This is a genomic window from Actinocrinis sp., assembly GCF_035650855.1.
Lineage (GTDB): Bacteria > Actinomycetota > Actinomycetes > Streptomycetales > Catenulisporaceae > Actinocrinis.
This window is the reverse complement of the sequence record NZ_DASRGV010000083.1, coordinates 1-18,901: the sequence shown is the minus strand read 5'-3', so window position 1 is coordinate 18,901 and position 18,901 is coordinate 1. Positions and strand designations below refer to the sequence as shown.

Here is an 18,901-nt window from a genome sequence, read left to right as displayed (position 1 = left end):
CCTCCGGCACCGTCACCACGGCGGGGGCGAAGTTCAGGATGGAGGTCACGCCCGCGGCCACCAGCCGGTTCGCCACCTCCTGGGCGGCCTCGGGCGGCACCGCGATCACCGCGATGGAGATGCCGTTGTCGGCGATGACCTCGTCGAGCTCGTCGATGTGCCGGATCACCAGGCCGGCGACCCGGTTGCCGGACAGCCGCGGGTCGGCGTCGAGCAGCGCGGCGATGCGGAAGCCGCGACTGACGAAGCCGCCGTAGTTGGCCAGGGCGTGCCCGAGGTTGCCGATGCCGATGATGGCGACCGGCCAGTCCTGGGAGAGGCCGAGCTCGCGGGAGATCTGGTAGATGAGGTACTCGACGTCGTAGCCGACGCCACGGGTTCCGTACGAGCCGAGGTAGGAGAGATCCTTGCGCAACTTGGCGGAGTTGACTCCGGCGATGGTCGCCAGTTCCTCGGAGGAGGCGGTCGCGGTACCGCGCTCGGCCAGCGCCCGTAGCGCACGCAGGTACACCGGAAGCCGGGCCACGGTCGCCTCTGGAATGGCCGAGGCGCGGCCCGCGGGCCCTTCGCCGCCGCGGTCCGTGGGGCCTTCGCCCCTGGGGCCTTGGGTACGCAAGGTGGCCATCGTGCTCCTGAAGGCGCTGTCGCGGTGGGACTGTTGCCGGAGCGCGCCACGATTGTGGGTCTGCCTCAGCACCTGCCCGACAGCGTAAGACCTTGTGAACGCACGCACAAAGTGCGTTCCCGAATTGCCCGAAAAGTCTACTATCATCTGATTTGTGCGCTGACCTGCACACTGACCAGGTCAGACGGACCCGCTGCGCCGCCGGACCCGCGCGCGATGCGACTGAAGTCACAGCGGCTTTAGCGCTGTTCTAGGCGAAACACCAGCTCACTGCCGGACGATGCGCGACAAGGATTATCACGCAGTCTGATTCAACGCAGTGTCTGATTCAACGCAGTGCGGCGCGCAGCCGCGCCTCGTCCACCCGCCAGTAGTCGTGCCGGCGGCCGTCCACCAACGTCACCGGGATCTGCTCCCAGTACTGCTCGGCGAGAGACTCGTCCCGGGTGATGTCGAGTTCGGTCCAGCCGACGCCCAACTCCGCGGCGACGCGGGCGACCACGGCGCGGGCGTCGTCGCACAGGTGACAACCGGGCTTGCCGATCAAGGTGATCCGAGGGGACTGGGACTCCATACCCTCGCACAGTAGTCGCAAGGCCGTAACCAAGCAGGCATCAAAGCCGAACGTGGAGTTACCGTGTTGCGAGTATGGTCTACAAGCATGGCAACCGGCCTCGACGCACCCGCGCTCGCCGAATTCAAGCTGCTTCGGCCCGCGCCGGGTGACGCGAATCCGTCCGATCCGCCCGGCCACGGCCCGCGCACCGCGGCCTTCTTCGACCTGGACAACACGCTGATCCAGGGCGCCTCGCTGTTCCACCTGGCCCGCGGCCTCGCCGCGCACCGGCTGCTGACCGGCCGGGACATCGCCAGGTTCGGCTGGGGCCAGCTGACCTTCCGGGTCCGCGGCGAGCGCCACGAGCAGGTGGAGTCCACGCGGGAGCGCGCGCTGTCCTTCGTCGCCGGGCGCACCGCGGACGAGATGACCGACATCTGCCACCGGATCTTCGACGACTACCTCGAGCGCAAGATCTGGCCGGGCACCCGTGCGCTGGCGCAGGCGCACCTGAACCGCGGCGAGCCGGTCTGGCTGCTGACGGCGGCCCCGTTCGAGCTGGCGAGCATCACCGCCGTCCGACTCGGCTTCACCGGGGCGCTGGGCACCGTGGCCGAGACCGTGGACGGCGTCTACTCCGGACGCATCTGCGGAGACGTGCTGCACGGCCCGGCCAAGGGCGAGGCGATGCGGGCGCTGGCCGAACGCGAGGGCTACCCACTGGCCTCCTGCCACGCGTACTCCGACTCGGCGAACGACCTGCCGATGCTCAACTCCGTCGGGCACCCGCACGCGGTCAACCCGGACCACAAGCTGCGACACTACGCACAGGAGCAGGGCTGGCCGGTCATCGATTACCGCACCGGCGTACGCCTGATGCGCATCGGCTTGCCGGGCTCCGCCGCCGTCGGTGCGACGGCAGGCGTCGTAGCGGCCGGCGCCGCGCTGCGCCGCGCCGGGCGTCGCCGCGAGGCGACCGACACGATTGCCGGCTGAATCACTGACCTACTGAACCATTGAGATACTGAACCACTGAACCACCGTCAGTTGACGGTTCGTTCATAAATCGTCTGCGTGGCGGATGACACGCCCTCAGTCGCTCGGCCAAGCTTGAGACGTGCGCCTTCCCACGCTCTGCACACGTGCAGTAACTTCACGGACACGAAGCGGTATTCTCGTGTCGCGCTCGGTCGATCCGGGCCGGTCGTGCCAAACCCACACACGAGGGGAGTGATTTTCCCTACGATGTGGGAACGGCCCACGAGCGGTGATCGCCTCCGCACGCTCGGTCATGATCGGCTTCGCCGAACGCGACCGGCGGTCCGCAGCCCACGCGGACCGGTGCTGCGGCGCCACACCGCCTGCCCCGTCCGGCGCGGCGGGGTGGCCGTTGGTTAGGCAGTTCCGCACGAGGGGAACCGAAGCGGCATCCTCGCGCGCCGGACTGATGCAGCCCCCGAACAGCTGGAGTCCCGTGCATCGAGACGTCAGGGCCGACGCCGTCGGCTTGTCCGGCCTGCGGTCGGCCGTGGCCGCGATGACGGCCTCGGCGGTCCCGTACCGGCCGGGAGCCGCCGCGCGCTCGCTCGAGCCCCCTGCTTCGCCGCCTGAAGAACTGCCCGCGCCGCAGCCCGATCCGGGTGCCGCGGGCCGATCGCTGCCTGCGCACGCGCCGGCCGGGCAGGAGCAGACCCGTCCGGAGCACGGCCACTCGCGCGCCCGCACGCCGCGGCAGCGGGGCGCCGACCACAACGGCTACGACGAGCGCGGCCAGGACGCCGAGTCGCTGCGGATGCTGGCCCTCGTCGAACTGGCCCAGGACGGCGACGGCGAGGCGTTCGGGCAGCTCTACGACGCCTACTCGGACACCGTCTACCGCTACATCTACTACCGGGTCAGCAACAAGCCGCTGGCCGAGGACCTGACCAGCGAGACCTTCCTGCGCGCGCTGCGCCGCATCGGCACCTTCACCTGGCAGGGCCGCGACTTCGGCGCCTGGCTGGTGACCATCGCCCGCAACCTGGTGGCCGACCACTTCAAGTCCAGCCGCTACCGGCTCGAGGTGCCGACCGGCGAGATGCTCGACTCGGACGACACCGTTGCTTCGCCGGAGGACAGCGTCCTGGCGTACTTGTCCAACAAGGCGCTGCTCGACGCCGTCTGCCAGCTCAACTCCCAGCAGCAGGAGTGCGTGACGCTGCGCTTCCTGCACGGCCTCTCGGTCGCCGAGACGGCGAAGATCATGGGAAAGAACGACGGTGCGATCAAAACCCTGCAATATCGGGCGATCCGCACCCTGGCCCGGCTGCTACCGGTGGAATCGCTGCGGTGACCGCGAGTAGTACCGGCTTTACCGACGAACGTGTGATGGCGCGCCTCGCGCGGCGCCCCCTGGAGGGCTTCACTCGCGTAACTCGGCGCGTATCGCCGTCGTTGCGCGGGGTAACCGGTCCGACACGCGGAAACACCGGATGTGCAGGAGCAATTGCACGATCCACTCGTCCGGGTGAAATTGCTCCGCGATCGCGTCCGGGATGCCGACCAGGGCACAACCTTGCCCAGTCGGGGCGAGTCAAACTGGCGTCGGCGGCTCAGGGCAACCGGCCCTCGGCGGTGGCCCGGCCGTCTTGGAAGGCTTAAGGAGGTGGCAGGCGAATGGCACAGCACTGGGGCAGCGCTCGGCAGTCGGGATCCGGCGAGCGCCGACTCGCGGAGGAGTTCGACCTCGCGCTGAGCGGCGCGCGATCCGGCGGCTCCCGCGGCGCGGGGACGCGGCGCGCTCACGCGAACGCCGCGGCATCGGCGTACGACTCCGCGTCGGACGGTCCCGGATCCGCGCCCGCCGCCCAGCTGGCGACCTTGGTCGCGGTGGCCCAGCGGGTCGAGCGGGCCAATGCGGCCCTGCCCGGCATGGACGAGGCGTTCCGCGCCCAGCTGCGCGAGCGGCTGGTGCGGCTCACCCCCGAGCTGGCCACAGGCCCGGCCAAGACCCAGGTGCCCGCGCAGCGCGGCGGCCGGCACGCGGGACTGCGCCGGCCGGTCTCGGCGCGCCCCTCGCACACCGGCATCTCGGCGGCCTGGCGGCGGCGGCTGCTGGCCGCGGGCGTCGGCGTGGCGGTCGCGACCGGCTCGGTCGGCGGCATCGCCATCGCCTCCGCCGGCGCGGTGCCCGGCGACCCGCTGTACAGCGCTAAGAAGATGTTCGAGAACATCCAGCTCTCGCTGTCCGGCTCGCCCACCGACCGCGGCGGCCAGTACCTGCACCTCGCGGACATCCGGCTGTCCGAGATCGACGCGCTGCTCTCCCGCCGCGACGCCGACGTGCCGGGCTCGCCGACCGCGGCGTACCTGGACCAGGCGCTGACGGACCTTCAGACGATGATCGGCGACGGCGGCCAGCTGCTGCTGGACCAGGTGCGCCAGCACGGCGACGAGCAGGCCTTGCACGCGCTGTCCGACTTCCTGCTCACCGAGCGGCAGCGGGTGGTGGACCTGACCTGGCAGCTGCCGCTGACCCTGCAGAAGCGCCCGGCGCAGATCGTGGCGCTGATGGACGACCTCTACCGGCAGCTCCAGCAGGCGGCGGCCGCGATGCCGCACCCAGGAGCGGCGCCGACGCCGAGTTCCGGCATCGAGCCCGGCGGCGGCACCGGCGGCGGCCCGGGCGCGGCGCACGGCTCGCCCTCGCACGCGGGCCAGTCGTCGGCCGCGCACAGCCCCAGCGCCATGCCGTCCGGCGAAGCGTCGAGCAGCCCCGGCGCGAGCCCCAGCGCGCAGCCCTCCGCCTCGGCGACGCCGACGATAGGGGTTCAGCTTCCGCTGCCGATACTGCCGTCCACGGGCATCAACCTGCCCCCGCTGCTGCCCGGCCTGCCCGGCATCGACCTCGGCCTGGGCGGCTCCGGCTCCACCGCCTCGCCGACCGACTGACGCCTCGCGGCAAGGGCGCTGCCGAAAGGCAGCGCCCTGAGGAGACCGTCGCTCTAGTAGACCGCCGCTCTAAGAGAACCGCGCTGCTAAAAGAACACCGAGCGGCGCTGGAGCAGCAGCCGGTACAGCGTGTCCTGGATCGTCTCGCGCACCTGGTCGGTCAGGTTGAACACGAGCATCGGGTCGTCCGCGGCGCCCGGGTCGTAGCCGGAGGTCTCGATCGGCTCGCCGAACGCGATGTACCACTTCGACGGCAGCGGGATCATCCCGAGCGGCCCCAGCCACGGGAAGGTGGGGGTGACCGGGATGTACGGCAGGTTCAGCAACCGTGCCAAGGGCTTGATGTCGCCGATCTTGGGGTAGATCTCCTCGGCGCCGACGATCGCGGTCGGGATGATCGGGGTGCCGGTGCGCAGCGCCGCCGAGACGAAGCCGCCGCGGCCGAAGCGCTGGAGCCGGTACCGGTCGGCGAAGGGCTTGCCGATGCCCTTGAAGCCCTCCGGCCACACGCCCACCACCTCGCCGCTGCACAGCAGCCGTTCGGCGTCCGGATTGCAGGCGAGGGTGTGCCCGGCCTTGCGGGCCAGTTCACCGACGAACGGCATCGTGAAGACCACGTCGGCGGCCAGCATCCGCAGGTGCCGGTGTGCCGGATGGTGGTCGGCCAGCGCGACCTGGGTCATGACCGCGTCCAGCGGGAGCGTGCCGGAGTGGTTTGCGACGATCAGCACGCCGCCCTTGTCCGGCACGTGGTCGAGACCCCGGGTTTCCACCCGGAAGTAACGCTCGTACAGCGGCCGGAACGCACCGAGCAGCACGTTCTCCGTCAGCTCGGCGTCGAAGCCGAACTCGTCGACCTCGTAGTCCCCGGTGATCCGCCGGCGCAGGAAAGCCAGGCCGCGCGCCGCGCGCCGCTCCCAGTCCGGACCGCCGATCAACCGGCCGACCGAGTCGATCACGTCCGTCGGCGGGCGGCCGGCGGCGCGCTGCTGTGTCGTCTGCTCGCTCATCCGTCCTCCCTCCAGTCGGCCGCGTCGTCCTGACGCGGCGCGTCCTCGGCGTAGCCCCGGCCGTTGTTGTCGTCGGCCAGGTCAACGTCATCCTCGCTCAGCAGCCGGCTCTCCCGGCGCACGGCACGCCCGGCGAGCAGCGCGGTGAGCCGCTGCTCGACCGCCGCGACCGACCGCCGCGAGATCAGCGGGCGCAGCCCGGCCGCCTCGGCGTGCGCGGACACCGCCTCCGCGGTCGAGTACTGCGGTTTGAAGCCGAGGCGCGCGACCATCCGCTCGGTGTCGAGCACCCGGCCGTACGTCAGCAGGCTGAGTTGGTCGCCGGTGAAGTCGGCCACCCCGGCGCGCTTGAGCAGCGCCCCGAACGTGGACGTGGCGAACGCGGGGATCGGCGCGGTCGGTTTGCCGAGGCGGCGCGCGATCTGCGAGATCGTCAGCAGGCCGGAGCCGGCGATGTTGTACGTGCCCGGATGGGTGTCCCCGGCCGCGATGCGGACCGCCTGCACGACGTCGTCGATGTGCACGAACTGCAGCCGCGGATCGAAGCCGAGCACGGTCGGCAGCACCGGCAGCGACAGGTAGTCGACGAACGCGGTCTGCACGTCCGGGCCGAGAAAGTTGGCGAACCGCAGGATGGTGACCGCGACGTCGGGGCGGCGCCGCGAGAATCCGCGCACGTAGCCCTCGACCTCGGTCACGTCCTTGCCGTAGCCCGCGCGCGGCGGCCGATGCGGCTGGGTGTCCTCGGTGAACAGCGCGGGATCGCGCGGCGCGCAGCCGTAGACCGCCGCCGAGGACTTGATCACGAGGCGGCGCACGCTCGGTGCCTTCTGGCAGGCGGCGAGCAGCTGCATCGTGCCGATGACGTTGCGTTCCTTCATCACCGTGCGGCCGCCGGCCTGTGACGGCGCGGCCAGCACGTCCAGATGCAGCACCGTATGCGGGCGCACCCGGGCGATGAGGGAGGCGATTTCGGGTGTGCGCAGGTCGGCGGCGACGGTCTCGACGCCCTCGACCCGGTCCTCCGGCAGCGGTTCGCGCAGGTCCACCGCGACGATCCGGTCGACCGGCGGGTCTCCCGGCACGCCTTGGCGCAGCAGGTCCCGCAACACGGCCGCGCCGAGCCGCCGGGCCGCGCCCGTCACCAGGATGGTCCCGGAACCGCTCAACCGCGCCACCGCCTCCTGAGCCGCTGCGTGAAATCCGCCGGAGGTGCTGCGAGATGCGCGGCACGGCCGTCCAGCTGCTGTCCGCCTGACGGTAACGCCGCGCCACAAGGCCGGGGTAGGGCCGAACCGGCGGCGATTTCACCGCCGCCGGACACCAAGACCGCGGCCGCTCGCCTCATGACAGATGCGCCGCCGCGGCTTACTTCTTGTTGCGACGCTGGATGCGCGTCTTCTTCAGCAGCTTGCGGTGCTTCTTCTTGGCCATGCGCTTGCGGCGCTTCTTGATGACCGAGCCCACTTGGAACCCTCGCTCACTTCTTCACGGTTGTGACGACAGGGATCCAGGGTACCCGCCCGCGGCAGCGCCCGATAACGCCGCGGGAATGTCGTGGTGAAGGCGGACTCGAACCGGGCTCGCGGCGCGGCGCCTGAACGTGTCAGACGTCGGGTTCGCGATCGGCTCGAGCCCGCCTTCCCCGTCGGCTTACTCGGTGCCCACGTAGGCGCCGGACAGATACTCGCGGACCGCCTTGGCCGGCACCCGGAACGAGCGTCCGACCCGTACCGCGCTCAGCTCTCCGGAATGGACCATCCGGTAGACGGTCATCTTGGAGACCCGCATCACCCCGGCGACCTCGGCCACCGTGAGGAAGCTCACGTCCTCTAACGCCGTCCCGTCGCCGAACAGCTGCGGCGCCTTTGGGGCGTCAGCGGCCGACTCCGGCCCGGACGACTGGGCATTGGGCATCTGGGTCATCCACCTTTCGCGCAGGCGCGTTGACACCGGCATCCCCTCCGTCCGATAGTCCATACGCGTGTGCGTGTCGTCTCCCACAGTAGTTGCCGCTGGTGCGAATGGGGAGAGCGATTCCGAATTATGGGGATATCCCTACTTCGTCATTACGCTGCCAAAGTGAAACTTGCGCCGGTTTGCGCCGGTGGCGGCGAGGGGTACTCAATCTTGATCGGCACGAACCGATCGAACGGGTGAGCGGCGCACCGCGCCTTTACCTTCCGCAGACCGTACTGGCCAGACTCTAGCCCTGCGCGACGAGTTGCGCCCGCGCGAGCACGTAGTCGCCGAGCAGCTCATACTGCTCCGGGCCGAGCCCGTCGTCCAAGGGCACCGCCACCTGTACGGTTCCCTCGTCCTCGCCGACGAACAGAGCCGGGTCGTTGCAGTCCGCGAAGCCGATCGCGTCCACCCCGGCCTGCGCCGCGCCGCCGCACCAGCCGTGGTCGGCGAGTACCAGATCGGGCAGCGGCTCGCGGCGCGCGGCCAGCTCGGCGAGCACCGCGCGGATCGGCCGGGCGGCGTGGCTGTGCACCGGCCCCCCGGGATCTTCGACCATTGCGACACCGAGGTCGTACCGGATCTCCAGCCGCTTGCGGCCATAGTGCGTCGCGGCGTCGTAGGACCACCCCTGCGCCGCCTCCACCACGGTCCCGCCGGCCTCCCGAAGCCGCGCGGCGAAGCGCTGGTAGAGCGGGCCGAGATTGCGCGGATGCCCAGTGGCGAACAGCACCCGCTGCCGATCACGCAGCGCGACGCCGAAGCGCGCGGCGTACCGGTCCAGCGCGTCGGCGGTGCGGTCCGGGTCGATGGTGTCCTGCCCCGAGCGGTGGTTCAGCAGAGGACTGACGCCGACCTTGCGGACCATCAGCTCGAGCACCGAGTCGCGGGTCCAGTGCACGGAAGGGTCGAGGCCGAGGAGGTAGTACGGATCGCGGTCGGCCAGCAGCCGGTAATGCAGCAGGTTGTTCTCCCGCGGCGTGGCGACCCGGCCCGCCATCCCGGTCGCCGTCAGATGCTCGACCAGGGCCGCACGGGTCGGGTCGAGCTGTTCTGCGAGGACCGGAACCAGAGCGCTCATATCGTCGAGGGTAACCGGCCGCCGGGCGCCAGGGCGCGGATTTGGATCAATTTGATCGTTTGGCACTGCTTCACCGGCTTCAGGCGAGGGTCCACACCTCGCCAGGGTCCTCGTCGCCGAAGTCGACCACGGGCTGTCCACCGCCGCCGCGCCGCCAGCCGCCGCCCATCGTCAGCGCCGCCGCCATCGACTCCCCGACGATGAACTCGAACGCCTCCTCGATCTCCGCGTCCGTGATCTCGATCAACGCGTCAAGGCTTTGCGATTCCTTCCACTCCTGCTCTCGTCTGGCCTTGGCAGCCATCAGCGCCTTCTCCTGATCGCGTAGTGCGCGGGCGGTGTCGAAGTCCTGCGCGTCGATCGCGGACTCCTTGTCCCGGCGGATGACGGTGATCTGCTCGTCGAATTCACGCAGGTCCGGAGGCGGGACCAGCTGGCGAGTGCGCATCCGCGCGCCGGCCTCGTCGATCAGGTCGAGCGCCTTGCCGAGCAGCGGCCGGTTCGGTAGATAGCGGTCGGCCAGCGTCGCCGCGAGGACGAGCGTCGAATCGGAGATCAGCGCGCCATGGTGTGCCTCGTACCAGTCGCGCTGGCCTTTGAGGATCTCTACGGTGTGCGCCACGGACAACCCGGCGACCGGAATCTGCTGAAGCTGCTGGTTCAGCGCGAAGTCCTGCTCCAGCTGCTGGTACTTCTCCGGCGTGGTCGCTCCGATGACTTGCAGCGTGCCCGCGATCAACGCCGCCCTGAAGGCCGGCAGGACGGCCACCAGGTCGTGGATCTCCTCGATGAACAGGATGACGTCGCCACGGGTCGTGATCTCCCGAACGATCGCCTTCCACCTCTCGGAGGCATCGCCCCCGCCGCGAGCCTCGTCTTGCAGTGCACCGGGATCCAATGCATAAACGGTGCGGTCCCGAAGCATCGCCGGCACCTCGCCGACGACGATCGCCTGAGCCAGCCTCTCGACCACTGCGGACCTGCCGACGCCGGGCTCGCCGACGAGCACCGGGGTGTTCTTTGTGCGTCGGGAGATCACCTGCATGACGCGCTCCGTCTCCTTCTCGCGCCCGATGATCGGGTAGAGCCTGCCCTCACGGGCCGCTTGAGTCAGGTTGCGCCCGTATCGATCGAGCAACTCCGAGGCCGGAAGAATGCTCGGCGCGAGAACCGCAGTGACCCCGCCGGGCTGCGGTGGTTCGGATCGCTGTTGCAGCTGAATTATCTGCTGGCGTACCGCGTCAAGATCCGCGCCGCGCTTGGCGAGGACCTGGGCGGCCACGCCCTCACCCTCGCGGATGAGACCGAGCAGGATGTGCTCGGTGCCGATGTAGTTGAGGCCGAGCTGCGACGCCTCGCGCAGCGAAAGCTCGAGCACCTTTGTGGCGCGCGGGGTGAGCGCGAGGTGCCCTTCCGGGGTCAGCAGGCCGAGACCGACGATCTCCTCGATCTTCTCGCGCACCGCCTCAAGGGAGATGCCCAACGACTCGAGCGCCTTGGCGGCGAGCCCCTCACCCTCGCGGATCAGGCCGAGCAGGATGTGCTCGGTGCCGATGTAGTTGTGGTTGAGCATCCGGGCCTCTTCCTGGGCCAGGACGACAACCCGCCGCGCGCGGTCGGTGAACTTCTCAAACACCGGCGTCTCCCGCCAGGGCGGCCTGCACGGCAGCAGCGTCACGCCGTGCGCGCACCGTGTAGGCATCCTCCGCGCCAAGCGCGCTCTCGCGAGCCGCAGCGACCTCGGAGAGCACCGCTTCGGCCTCTTCCAGCTCACCGATCTGCGCGAGGTTGCGGGCCAGGACGTGTGCAGTGCGCAGCGTGTGCGGGTCCTGCGATCCCAACAGACGCCTACGGTCCGGCAGCAGCACTCGCAGTAGCCTGACAGCCTCGTCGCGGTAGCCTGCCTCGCCGAGGTTGAACGCGAGGAACTGCCTGCTACGCAAGGTGTCCGCATGATCGACTCCGAGGACGGCGGACTGGGTCTCGACCAGCTGTCGCAGACGTTTGACGCTCTCCGTGCCCTCGCCGACCGCGCCGAGCGCATGCGCCAGGTACTGCCTCGTGCGCAGGGTGTCCTCGTGATCCGCGTCGAGGATGCGCGTCTGCTCCTCTTCGAGGTCACGCAGCAGCGCAACGGCCGTCGTCCAGTCGGCTGCCTCGCAGGCTCGGACCGCGGTGGCAAACCGTTCCCGCAACAGCACCGCCGCCGTCTCCGCGAACGCCCGGTTGCGCGCGAGCGCGAGGCGGTCCGCGTGACCGGTGCCGCGCTTACGCGGCAACGGGAGGTTCTCGGCCTTCATCTTCGAGTGCAGCCAGCGGAAGAGGTCGTCGATCGTCAGGTATTCCGCGCCGCCCGGCATGCCTTCGCGCAGCACGCGCAGCAGCCTGCCCGTGAACGCGGTGTGCTCCTCTCCGGGCAGGATCAGCGCGACTTGATCCCTCGGCGCCGAGGCGAGGACGTAGGTGCCGTCCACCTCCACCTGGCCGATCAGCTCGGTCGCCGGATCCGCCAAGGTGTCCGTTGTGACCCGGCCAGAGAAGCAGCAGTCGAGCACGATCACCTTGGTCGTGGCGGGACTGTTCAGCACGGCGGCGCGCAGCTTGTCGTATTCCAGCGCGCTGAAATCAGGGTCTTCGTACTCTGTGTCGCGTAGGGCCAGGTAGAGCTCGTGTCGCCGACCGCCGACCAGGCCGTGCCCGGAGTAGTACACCAGCAGCAGGTCCTCGGCCTGGGCCGCGGCGGTCCGCAGATCGCGGCCGAGCGAGCGCAGGTCGCTCTGGTCCACCAGCAGCGTGCAGTGCTCGGCGGGCACGATGCCGTACACCGGGTCCGTGAGCGCCGTCGCCAGATCCTCAACGCTCTGCTTCACCGCGGGCAGATCGGGAAGCGCCTCATCAGAGTGCGCACTCGTCCCAAGCAGGAAGACGCGGGAGCGTTGCGGATCAGGCAGGCGCACCGCGGCCTCGGCCGCCTTACTCCCCGCCGCGCTGCGCGCCATCGAAGGTCGTCTCCACGAGGCCCTGCACGTCCTGGTCCTTCACGTGCTCGGCGTCAAGCTCGACGACCTTGTCGCCGTCCTGAATCCTGAGCTTCAGGTTCACCCGGCGCGGCTGGGAGAGCCAGACCTTCAGCGAGAGCGCGAGCACCGAGATCGCCCCGCCGGAGCCGAGCGCGACCTCCAGTGCGTCCTGCGGCGTGCCCAGCTGGCCGTCCCGGGGCGCCGCTCCCACGAATCTCACCCGCCCGGAGAACTCGGGTTCGCCGCGCAGCCAATCGCTCAGCGACTCCAGGTCGCTCGACGTCGATGCGCCACCCTCGAGCGTCAGCCTCACGTCCACGTTCCATCCCCTCCCACGAGGCGCGTAGCACGATGATAGGCGCTGCTCAGGGCTTTTATCAGGGAGATCGCTCAGTCCGTCGGCGGTGGTCAATCAGTGCGCAAGGCGACGACCGGGTCGAGGCGGCCGGCGCGGCGGGCCGGAACCACGCCGAAGATCACGCCGACGGCGACCGAGACCGCGAAAGCCACGGCCGGGGACCACCAGGCGATCGCCGTGGGCAGCGGGCTGAACGCGCCGACCGCGGCGGAGACCCCGACGCCGATCAGGATGCCGATGGTGCCGCCGACCGCGGTGAGCAGCACCGCCTCGATGAGGAATTGGAGGATCACGTCGCGCTGCCGGGCGCCGAGCGCCTTGCGCAGTCCGATCTCGCGTGTTCGTTCCCTGACTCCGACGAGCATGATGTTCGACACCCCGACCCCGCCGACCAGCAGCGAGATCCCGGCGATGGCGGCCAGCACCAGGGTGAGCAGGGAGAGGATCTTGCCGATGGTGCCGAGGATCTGGTCCTGGGTCACCGCGGAGAACTGCTCGCCGGGGTACTTTGCGGACAGCGCCGCGACCAGCTGGTCGGACAGCGGGCCGATCCGGTCCGGCGTCGGGGCCTTGACCGCCAGGTCCTGGATCGCGGAGACGCCGAACAGCCGCTGCGCCGCGGTGATCGGGATGTCCACCTGCGAGTCCTGACTTACTCCGAACGCCGAGCCGCGTCGTACCGCGACGCCGACGACTCGGAAGCGCACTCCCGCGATGGTCACCGGGCGACCGACCGGATCCTCGCCGGGGAAGAGGGCCGAGGCCACGTCAGCGCCGAGGACGACGACGCGGGCGCCGGTGTCCACGTCGGCCTTGGTCAGGTATGCGCCCTCTGCGATAGGCCGGTTGAACACCTCCGGCACGGTCTGGGTGAGGCCCTGCACGGTGGAGAAGTAGTTCAGCGACCCGGCGCGCACCTCCTCGCCGGAGGTGATGCTCGCGGTGACGTCGTCGGGCGAGCCGACGATGCGCGAGGCGAGATCGATGTCTGAGAACTGCAGCCGGGAGACCGAGGGTGCGGTCCCGAAGGCGAACTTTCCGGGCACTATCAGGATGATGTTCGAGCCGAGGCCCTCGACCTCGTTCTCCACCATGTTCTTCGCGCCGCCGCCGATGGCCACGAGCACCACCACGGCTGCGACGCCGATGATCACGCCGATCATGGTCAGCAGCGAGCGCAGCCGGTTGGCGGCCAGCGATTCGCCCGCGACGCGCAGCGATTCCAGCGGATTCACGGCTGTGCCACCTTCACACCTGTCCCGTCGCCCGGCCGCGCTCCAGCGAGACGTCCTCGGTGATCGCGACGCCGTCCACGAGAGTGTCATCGAGCCCTGGTTCACCCGGCGCGACCGCGGGGTAAGGACGCTCCACGGTGGCGGCGGTCGCCGTGTCCTCGACGATCACGCCGTCGCGGATCCGGATCAGCCTGCGGGCCCGCTTCGCGATCTCAGCCTCATGAGTCACCAGCACCACCGCGACGCCGCGCTCCCGGTTCAGCCGCTCCAGGATCGCCATGACCTCTTCGCCGTTGGCGGTGTCCAGATTGCCGGTCGGTTCGTCGGCCAGCAGCACCCGCGGCTCGCCGACCAGTGCCCGCGCGATCGCCACGCGCTGCTGTTCGCCGCCGGAGAGCTGGGTCGGCCGGTGTCCGAGCCGGTGGTCGAGGTGCACCGCCGCCAGCGCCGCCTTCGCCCGCCGCCGCCGCTCGCCGCGTCCGACGCCCCGGTAGATCAGCGGCAGCGCCACGTTGTCTAGGGCTGAGGTACGCGCGAGGAGCTGGAAGGCCTGGAAGACGAAGCCGATCTCCTCGTTGCGCACCTGGGCCAGGTCCGCGTCGCCGAGCTTGGCTATGTCGCGGCCGCCGATCAGCAGCGTGCCCGAGGTCGGCCGGTCCAGGCAGCCGAGCAGGTGCATGAGCGTGGACTTGCCGGAGCCGGAAGGACCGGTGATCGCCACATATTCGCCCTCGTCGATGCGCAGGGAGACGCCGCGCAGCGCGGCCACCTCGACGCCGTCGAGCTTGTAGACCCGGCGCACATCGCGCGCCTCGATCGCGGCGCCGGACAGGTCCGCGGCGCCCGCCTCGTCAGCCAACGTGGTCACCGTCGGCGACCTTGTCGGCCCCCGCGATCACGATCCGGTCGCCCTCGCTGAGCCCGCCGAGGACCTGGACCGTCTTGTCGCCCTGCGCACCGAGCCGGATCGCCTGCTTGTGCGCGACGCCGCCTTCGACGATCCACACGCTGGTCACGTTGCCGTCCGTGACCAGCGCGGCGGAGGGCACCGAGAGCGCGTGCTGGATGGTCAGTACGTCGAGGTCCGCGATGGCGCTCATGCCCGGCAGCGGCGTCGGGGCGGTCGATCCGTCCGAGAGCTTCCCGGTGCCGAGACTGATCCGCACGGTGTAGGTGACGCCGCCCTGGGTCGAGGTCGTGGAGTTCGGATCGACGGCCGTGACCGTGCCCTGGTAGTCCGCGCCGGGCACCGCGTTGAGCTGGATGTGCGCGCTGACCCCGGCCTTCACGGTGAGCACATCGGTCTCGTCGACCTGCGCGGTGACCGACAGGCTTGACGCGTCGGTGATCGTGAACAGCGCCCCGCCCGACGAAACCGGGCTGCCCGCGCTGATCACCGAGCCGCCGGAGGCCGATCCGCCCGAACCCGAACCGCCGCCCGCCGCCGAGCCGAGCGCCGCGGCCCCTGATCCGGAGCCGCCGGAACCGGAGGCCACGCCGGACAGCAGTTGGCTGAGTGAACCGAGCCCGGCGCTGCCCGCGCTCGCCTGGCCGGTGCCGAGCGTCACGACGCCGGAGATCGGTGCGGTGATGGTCAGCGCGTCCACGGTCCGCTGGGCGACGTCCACGGCCGCCTGTGCCTGCGTCTGCTGCGCCTGGCCGAGCGCCGCGAGCACCTGCGAGGCCGAGGCGAGTCCCTGCTGGAACTCGGTGATCGTCTCGCCGACCGCGTTGATCGCGGCGTCATAAGAGCTCTGCGTCGCGGAGATCTGGTCCAACAGCGCCTTGCGCAGCGCCGGATCGGTGATCTGCTTCGCCGCCGTCCTGGCCTGGTTGAAAGCGCGGTCCGCGTTGCTGCGCGCGGTGTTCTCGGCGCGGGTGAAGCCGGCGCCGGTGGTCTGGACGCCTGAGCCGCCCGCGGCAGAGGCCTGATCCCGCGCCTTCTTCGCCTCGGCGAGCTGCTGCTGCGCGGCCGGGGAGGCGACGACGCCGAGCAGCTGACCGGCCGTCACCCGCTGACCGTCCTGCACGGCGAGCGAGGCGACCGACCCGTCCGCCGGGGCGCTGAGGTTGACCTGCGCCTTGGGCACGATGTTTGCGGGCGCCTGAACCACTTGGGCGACCGTGCCGTACCCGACCGCGGCCACCTTGACCTGCGAATCAGTGTTCGAGGTGCAGCCGGCGAGCGTGGCGGCCGCCGTGGCCAGCGTCAGGAGGAGCCCGGCCCCGGCCCATAGTCTGCTCACGCGATACATCGTAAGCAGCCAGTCGCTCGGACGATGGAACCGGGGTGTTCGGGGGAGACTGGGAGAGAGATTGGGGGAAGATCGGGGACTTCATCGCCGTCCCACCGGAGCGTCCAGCGCGTCCGGTGGGACGGTGGTGGCCTCAGACTAGGCCGCGAGTCGATCACGCGGAAGCGTCGTGCTCTAACCGTGATCAGCCGGTAATGACCCGAAAAGGGTTGACGTGCCCCGCACCGCGGCCGCACTCAGCCCTGGGCGAGCTCCCGAGAGCGGTCCCGCGCCGCCTCCAGCGCCGCCAGCAGCGCCGCGCGCACGCTGTGCCGCTCGAGCTCCCGGATCGCCGAGATGGTCGTCCCGGCCGGCGAGGTCACCGCCTCGCGCAGCTTCACCGGGTGCTCTCCCGAGTCGCGCAGCATGACCGCCGCGCCTATCGCCGACTGCACGATCAGCTCGTGCGCAGTGGCCCGCGGAAGGCCGAGCAGGATGCCGGCGTCGATCATCGCCTCGACCAAGTAGTAGAAGTAGGCCGGTCCGGAGCCGGAGAGCGCGGTAACCGCGTCCTGCTGCGATTCGGGCACCCGGACCGTCTTGCCGACTGGCCGGAAGATCTCCTCGGTGCGGCGCAGGTGCTCGTCGGTGGCGTGCGAACCCGGTGAGATCGCCGACATCGCCTCGTCGACGAGCACCGGTGTGTTCGTCATGACCCGCACCACCGGCAGCCCGGGCACGCCGATCCGCTCGGCGACGAACGAGGTCGTGATGCCCGCCGCGCCGGAGATCACCAGCCGGTCGGAGGGCACGTGCGGCGCGAGTTCCGCCAGCAAGGTGGCCATGTCCTGCGGCTTCACCGTGAGGATGAGCGTGTCCGCGCCCTTGGCCGCCTCGGCGTTGGAGACCGCGGCCACGCCGTAGCGCTCGGCCAGCTCGGCGGCCCGGTCGGCGCGCCGCGCGGTGACCAGCACGTCGGCGGCGGGCTTTCCGGCCCGCAGCACGCCGGAGACCAGCGCCTCGCCCATCTTGCCCGCGCCGAGCACGGCGATCCGCTGGTGCCCGCCGCCCCGCTCCTCGGTCTGCGCCATCTGACTCACCACGCGCCCTTCGCTCGTCGGGTCACTTGTTCACCGGCTGGTCGGCGACTTGCGCCGCGCTGTCCTCGTCCGCCGCCCGGATCTGCGGAACCTCGGGCGCCGCCGACACCGCCGCGGCCCCGGCCAGGTGCCGGCGGGCGAACAGCAGCGCCTCGTGCAGGTCCACGTCCCGGCCGTCCTGGTCCAGCGCGCGGCGGGTGTTGACCTCGAGCACGATGTTGCCGTCGAAGTTGTTGCGGCCGAGCAGCCCGAGGATCTGCGCGCACGGCTGGTTCCCGCGCCCCGGCACCAGGTGCTCGTCGGCGTTCGAGCCGCTGCCGTCGGCCAGGTGCAGGTGCGCGAGCCGGCTGCCCATCCGCTCCAGCATCGCCAGCGTGTCAGTGCGCGATGTCGCGGTGTGCGAGAGGTCCAGGGTGAAGTGCGGGTACTCCTGCTCGGTCGGATCCCAGCCCGGGGCGTACGCCTCGACGCCGCGCTCGCGCACGATCCGGTTGCGTGGGGTGCGCCAGGGATACATGTTCTCGACGGCGAACCGCACGTCCGTCTCGTCCTGCATCCGCTTGATCCCGGCGACGAATTCGGCCGCGTACTTGGTCTGCCACACGAACGGCGGGTGCACCACCACGGTCTTCGCACCGAGCGCGTCCGCGGCCTCGCGCGCCTTCACCAGTTTCGCCCACGGCTCGGCGCCCCACACGCGCTGCAGGTTCAGCCAGAACAGGCAGGGCGCGTGGATGGCCAGGATCGGCAGGTCGAGCCCGTCGCGCAGCCGCCGCAACGAATCGATCGACTGGCTCACCGGATCGTTGGTGACCATCACCTCGACGCCGTCGTAACCGAGGCGCGCGGCGGTGGCGAAGCCGGTGGCGGTGTTCTCCGGGTAGACCGAGATGGTCGAGAGGGCGACCTTGGGCACGGTCACCCTCGCCGCCTCGCCGCTGCTGCCGACTGCCCATGTCACGTGACCGAGACTACCTGGGCCCGGGTCCTGTTTTGGAACTCGCGCGACCGATCTAGAGCCACTCGTCCGGCAGGCCGTCGAGCCGCCGCAGGATCACGCCTTCTCGCAGCGCCCACGGGCAGATGTCCACGTGGTCCGTCTCGAACAGGTCCATCGCGGCGTCGGCGACGATCGCGCCGGCCAGCAGCTGCCGGGCGCGACCCTCGGACACGCCCGGCAGTTCGGAGCGTTCCGCGGCGGTCATCCGGGCCAGCTTCGGCAGCCAATCCAGCAGGTCCGAGCGCGTAAGGCTGCGCGGCACGTAGACGCCCTCCGCGCTCGGCGCCGCGCCGGCGACCCGGGCCAGCTGCCGGAACGTCTTCGAGGTCGCCACGACGCGGTCGGGCCGGCCGTAGCGCACTAGGTCGCCGACGACCCGGGCGATCCCGCCGCGCACGTGTTTGCGCAGCTTCCGCACCGATTCCTCGTCGGGCGGATCGCCGGGCAGCCAGTCCTTGGTCAGCCGCGCCGCGCCGAACGGAGCCGAGCGGGCCACCTCGGGCATCTCGTCGAAGCCGGAGGCCATTTCCAGCGAGCCGCCGCCGATGTCGAGCACCAGCAGCCGCCCGGAGGACCAGCCGAACCAGCGGCGCACCGCGAGGAAGGTGAGCTGCGCCTCGGCCTGTCCGTCGAGCACCGCCAGGTCGAGGCCGGTGCGCTCGCGGATCTCGCGCAGTATCTGGTCGCCGTTGGCCGCCTCCCGGATCGCCGAGGTGGCGAACCCGATGAACTCCTCCACGCCCTTGTCCTCGGCGATGCCGACGCACTCGGCGACGAAGGACTCCAGCCG

The 18,901-nt window shown here is 70.5% G+C and carries 18 protein-coding genes and 1 pseudogene; 3 read left to right on the top strand and 16 right to left on the bottom strand.

The genetic code is table 11. The features are described 5' to 3' along the window. Together VFB40_RS06725 and VFB40_RS06720 are read right to left on the bottom strand one after the other, a co-directional pair. The coding region (locus VFB40_RS06725) for a redox-sensing transcriptional repressor Rex (protein ID WP_324848426.1) at positions 1–625 on the bottom strand (625 nt) is incomplete at its 3' end. A gap of 328 nt (positions 626–953) precedes the next feature. Continuing rightward, positions 954–1,199: a glutaredoxin family protein gene (locus tag VFB40_RS06720; RefSeq protein ID WP_324848425.1), complete on the bottom strand. Its 246-nt coding sequence runs from the start codon at positions 1,197–1,199 to the stop codon at positions 954–956. 87 nt (positions 1,200–1,286) lie between these two features. Here VFB40_RS06720 and VFB40_RS06715 point away from each other — a divergent pair, with 87 nt between their 5' ends. From VFB40_RS06715 to VFB40_RS06705, 3 genes are all read left to right on the top strand, one after another. Continuing rightward, the gene (locus VFB40_RS06715; RefSeq protein WP_324848424.1) at positions 1,287–2,177 is read left to right on the top strand and encodes an HAD family hydrolase; all 891 of its coding nucleotides are present in this window, start codon (positions 1,287–1,289) and stop codon (positions 2,175–2,177) included. Positions 2,178–2,655: 478 nt separating this feature from the next. Further along, positions 2,656–3,513, top strand: a complete 858-nt coding sequence (locus VFB40_RS06710) for an ECF subfamily RNA polymerase sigma factor, BldN family (RefSeq protein WP_324848423.1) — start codon at positions 2,656–2,658, stop codon at positions 3,511–3,513. A gap of 323 nt (positions 3,514–3,836) precedes the next feature. Continuing rightward, complete coding sequence (locus tag VFB40_RS06705) at positions 3,837–5,111, top strand: DUF5667 domain-containing protein (protein WP_324848422.1); 1,275 nt, start codon at positions 3,837–3,839, stop codon at positions 5,109–5,111. A gap of 86 nt (positions 5,112–5,197) precedes the next feature. Here VFB40_RS06705 and VFB40_RS06700 read toward each other — a convergent pair whose 3' ends face one another. The 14 genes and pseudogenes from VFB40_RS06700 to VFB40_RS06635 all read right to left on the bottom strand — a co-directional run. Next, complete coding sequence (locus VFB40_RS06700) at positions 5,198–6,121, bottom strand: lysophospholipid acyltransferase family protein (RefSeq protein WP_324848421.1); 924 nt, start codon at positions 6,119–6,121, stop codon at positions 5,198–5,200. Next, a complete protein-coding gene (locus VFB40_RS06695; RefSeq protein ID WP_414642047.1) occupies positions 6,118–7,299 on the bottom strand; it encodes an NAD-dependent epimerase/dehydratase family protein in 1,182 nt (393 codons plus the stop codon). The genes VFB40_RS06700 and VFB40_RS06695 overlap by 4 nt, the downstream gene beginning before the upstream one ends. Positions 7,300–7,489: 190 nt before the next feature. Continuing rightward, complete coding sequence (locus VFB40_RS06690; RefSeq protein WP_018654693.1) at positions 7,490–7,588, bottom strand: 30S ribosomal protein bS22; 99 nt, start codon at positions 7,586–7,588, stop codon at positions 7,490–7,492. A 186-nt stretch (positions 7,589–7,774) separates the two neighbouring features. Next, positions 7,775–8,038: a helix-turn-helix domain-containing protein gene (locus VFB40_RS06685; RefSeq protein WP_324843020.1), complete on the bottom strand. Its 264-nt coding sequence runs from the start codon at positions 8,036–8,038 to the stop codon at positions 7,775–7,777. Positions 8,039–8,327: 289 nt separating this feature from the next. After that, entirely contained in the window at positions 8,328–9,164 is an 837-nt protein-coding gene (locus VFB40_RS06680) for a phosphatase (RefSeq protein WP_324848419.1), read from the bottom strand. Between the two features lie 214 nt (positions 9,165–9,378). Further along, a pseudogene (locus VFB40_RS06675) lies at positions 9,379–10,800 on the bottom strand (Clp protease N-terminal domain-containing protein); the annotation flags it as partial. After that, positions 10,793–12,163 (bottom strand): caspase family protein, encoded by a 1,371-nt coding sequence (locus VFB40_RS06670; RefSeq protein ID WP_324848417.1) that lies wholly within the window; start codon positions 12,161–12,163, stop codon positions 10,793–10,795. The gene VFB40_RS06670 and the pseudogene VFB40_RS06675, both read right to left, overlap by 8 nt. Further along, a complete protein-coding gene (locus tag VFB40_RS06665) occupies positions 12,138–12,503 on the bottom strand; it encodes an effector-associated constant component EACC1 (protein ID WP_324848416.1) in 366 nt (121 codons plus the stop codon). Before VFB40_RS06665 ends, VFB40_RS06670 begins: the two co-directional genes overlap by 26 nt. A gap of 89 nt (positions 12,504–12,592) precedes the next feature. Further along, positions 12,593–13,777, bottom strand: coding sequence for an ABC transporter permease (locus VFB40_RS06660; RefSeq protein WP_324848415.1), 1,185 nt, complete (start codon positions 13,775–13,777; stop codon positions 12,593–12,595). 13 nt (positions 13,778–13,790) lie between these two features. After that, positions 13,791–14,645 (bottom strand): ABC transporter ATP-binding protein, encoded by an 855-nt coding sequence (locus VFB40_RS06655; RefSeq protein WP_324848414.1) that lies wholly within the window; start codon positions 14,643–14,645, stop codon positions 13,791–13,793. Beyond that, positions 14,629–16,023 (bottom strand): efflux RND transporter periplasmic adaptor subunit, encoded by a 1,395-nt coding sequence (locus VFB40_RS06650; protein ID WP_324848413.1) that lies wholly within the window; start codon positions 16,021–16,023, stop codon positions 14,629–14,631. The genes VFB40_RS06655 and VFB40_RS06650 overlap by 17 nt, the downstream gene beginning before the upstream one ends. A 245-nt stretch (positions 16,024–16,268) precedes the next feature. Beyond that, positions 16,269–17,102 (bottom strand): pyrroline-5-carboxylate reductase, encoded by an 834-nt coding sequence (proC, locus tag VFB40_RS06645; RefSeq protein WP_324848412.1) that lies wholly within the window; start codon positions 17,100–17,102, stop codon positions 16,269–16,271. 31 nt (positions 17,103–17,133) lie between these two features. Continuing rightward, complete coding sequence (locus tag VFB40_RS06640; protein WP_324848411.1) at positions 17,134–18,072, bottom strand: sugar phosphate isomerase/epimerase family protein; 939 nt, start codon at positions 18,070–18,072, stop codon at positions 17,134–17,136. Positions 18,073–18,124: 52 nt separating this feature from the next. Further along, the coding region (locus VFB40_RS06635; protein WP_324848410.1) for a Ppx/GppA family phosphatase at positions 18,125–18,901 on the bottom strand (777 nt) is incomplete at its 5' end.